This window comes from Mesorhizobium sp. M7A.F.Ca.CA.004.04.2.1 (assembly GCF_004022825.1).
Classification (GTDB): Bacteria; Pseudomonadota; Alphaproteobacteria; order Rhizobiales; family Rhizobiaceae; genus Mesorhizobium.
The window spans coordinates 1-2,636 of record NZ_RZPH01000863.1; the positions used below are offsets into that span (position 1 = coordinate 1).

Annotated in this window: 3 protein-coding genes and 1 pseudogene; all 4 read left to right on the top strand. The window is 64.2% G+C overall.

Annotated elements, in window-relative coordinates; genetic code table 11:
• Positions 1-713, top strand: a 713-nt coding sequence (locus tag EN893_RS28280; RefSeq protein WP_164901180.1) for an ABC transporter substrate-binding protein, incomplete at its 5' end; no start/stop codon positions are given.
• Positions 714-738: 25 nt separating this feature from the next.
• Positions 739-1,467: an ABC transporter ATP-binding protein gene (locus EN893_RS28285; RefSeq protein WP_127266429.1), complete on the top strand. Its 729-nt coding sequence runs from the start codon at positions 739-741 to the stop codon at positions 1,465-1,467.
• Complete coding sequence (locus EN893_RS28290) at positions 1,464-2,192, top strand: ABC transporter ATP-binding protein (protein WP_127266428.1); 729 nt, start codon at positions 1,464-1,466, stop codon at positions 2,190-2,192. Before EN893_RS28285 ends, EN893_RS28290 begins: the two co-directional genes overlap by 4 nt.
• Positions 2,179-2,636 (top strand): annotated as a pseudogene (locus tag EN893_RS28295) (branched-chain amino acid ABC transporter permease); the annotation flags it as partial. The gene EN893_RS28290 and the pseudogene EN893_RS28295, both read left to right, overlap by 14 nt.

Genomic DNA, 2,636 nt, shown 5'->3' on the forward strand with positions numbered 1-2,636 from the left:
CCCAGAACATCGACGGCGAGACCTGGGGCAACGACGAATATGGCTTGCCAGCGCCGACCCGCAAGGCCGGCTACGAGGTCGTGGTGCCCGGCTATTTCCAGCCCCGCACCAATGATTTTTCCGCACAGATAGCCGAGTTCAAGAAGCAGGGCTGCGAGATCATCGGCGGCATTACCTATCCCGACGATCTGAAGACCTTCGTCACCCAGTGCAACCAGCAGGGCTTCAAGCCGAAGGCGGTCACGGTGGCGGCGGCGCTCTTGTTCCCGGGTGGCGTCGAGGCCATGGGTCCTCTAGGCAACGGCATGTCCTCGGAGGTCTGGTGGACCCCGGCCTTCCCGTTCAAGTCGTCGCTGACCGGCCAGGTCAGCAGCGACATCGCCAGCCAATGGGAAGCCGATACGAAGCGCCAGTGGACGCAGCCGCTGGGCTATTCGCATGCCTTGCTCGAGGTCGCCCTCGACATACTGAAGCGCTCTTCCAATCCGCTCGACCGTGCGGCCAATCGTGACGCTCTGGTCGCTACCGATCTGCAGACGCTGGTCGGTCATATCAAGTTCGACGGCTCACCCCACAAGAACATCTGCAAGACGCCGATCTTCGGCGGCCAGTGGGTGAAGGGCGAGAAATGGCCTTATGACCTGAAGATCGTCGACAACACTGTCAATCAGCTCTTCGCGCCGCAGCAGGCTATCCAGCCGATCGCCTGGTGACATGAGCGGGAACGCGGGCAGAGTTATGGGTAGGGAAATCCTGCTGAAAGCGCACGGCGTGTCGAAGTCCTTCGGCGCTGTCCGCGTCCTGCATGAGGTGAGCTTCGACGTGCATCGGGGCGAGGTGCTGGGCATCCTCGGCCCGAATGGGGCGGGCAAAACGACGCTGTTCAACATGATCAGCGGCGATTTGAAGACGTCCGGCGGCGAGATCCAGCTCGGCGACACCGCGCTTCGCGGCGAGCCGCCCTTCCGGCGCTGCCAGATGGGGATCGGGCGGACCTATCAGATCCCGCGTCCCTATTCCGGCATGACCACCTTCGAAAACCTGCTGGTCGCCGCCGCTTTCGGCGGCGGCCGGTCCGAGAAGCAGAGCTATGCTTTCTGCGCCCAGGTCCTGCGCGATTGCGAGCTCTCCGACAAGGCCAATGTCTCGGCCGGCGCGCTCACTCTGCTCGATCGCAAGCGGCTGGAGCTGGCGCGCGCGCTGGCGTCGGATCCGAAGCTGCTGCTGTTGGACGAGATCGCGGGCGGGCTGACCGACGATGAATCGAAGGCGCTGGTGGCGCTGGTGCGCCGCATACGCGACCGCGGCATCACCATTGTGTGGATCGAGCATGTGCTGCACGCGCTGCTGGCGGTGGCCGACCGGCTGTTGGTGCTGAACTTCGGCGAGAAGATCGCCGAAGGCGTGCCAGCCGAAGTGATTGCGCTGCCCGAGGTCCAGCGCGTCTACATGGGGATCGAGGCATGACGGCCGTTCTTTCCACCCACGGCCTGTTGGCCCGCTATGGCGATTTCCAGGCGCTCTACGGCGTCGACATCGAGCTGCACCAGGGTGAGGCCGTGGCCTTGATCGGCGCTAACGGGGCAGGAAAATCCACACTCCTGCGTTCGATCATGGGCTTGCTCCCGGTTGCGCGCGAGATGGTGCTGCTGCACGGCGAGGCCGTTGGCGGCACCACCACCGACCGCATGGTCCAGAAGGGTGTCGCCATCGTGCCGGAGGGCCGTCGGCTCTTCACCGGCATGTCGGTCGAGGACAATCTGCGCGTCGCCATCGACCAGGCCGCGCGCATGGGCGCTAAGGGCGGATGGACGTTGCCGCGGTTGCACCTGCTGTTCCCGATCCTAAAGGAGAAGGCCCGCACGCAGGTCCAGAGCCTCTCGGGCGGACAGCAACAGATGGTGGCGATCGGCCGCGCGCTGCTCTGCCAGCCGCGCGTGCTGCTCTGCGACGAGATCAGCCTTGGTCTTGCGCCGAAGGTGATCCGCGAGATCTATGCCGCCTTGCCCGAAATCCGCGCCACCGGAACGGCGATGATCGTGGTCGAGCAGGATGTCGGCCTCGCCCGAACCGCTACGGACCGCCTCTACTGCATGCTGGAGGGGCGCGTGACCCTGACCGGCAGGTCCGCCGAGATCACGCGTGAGCAGATCGGCAAAGCCTATTTTGGAGCAGGCCATGGAGTGGTTTGACGCCTTGGTGCAGGGAGTCCTGCTGGGCGGCATGTATGCCCAGTATGCGCTCGGCATGGCGCTGATGTTCGGCGTCATGCGGATCGTCAACATCAGCCATGGCGATCTGGTGATCCTTTTGTCGCTGATAGGCATTTCGATAGCCACGGCCTGGGGTCTGGGACCGCTGCCTGTGCTGATCTTACTGGTGCCGCTCGCGGTGCTGATGGGCTGGGTGCTGCAGAAGGCCGTGCTGAACCGCGTGGTGGGCAGCGATCCGCTGCCCTCGCTGATCGCCACCTTCGGACTTTCGATCGCGCTGCAGAACCTGATGCTGCAGATATGGTCCGCGAACAGCCGATCGTTGCCCGGCCATGGAATAGAGAGTCAATCCATCGAGATCGGCGGTATCTATGTCGGCCTCCTGCCGCTGATCGTGCTGGCCGTCGCCACGGGGTTGACAGG

Coding starts and splice junctions, on each gene's coding strand:
- EN893_RS28285 (WP_127266429.1), top strand. CDS start 739: ATGGGTAGGGAAATCCTGCTGAAAGCGCACGGCGTGTCGAAGTCCTTC.
- EN893_RS28290 (WP_127266428.1), top strand. CDS start 1,464: ATGACGGCCGTTCTTTCCACCCACGGCCTGTTGGCCCGCTATGGCGAT.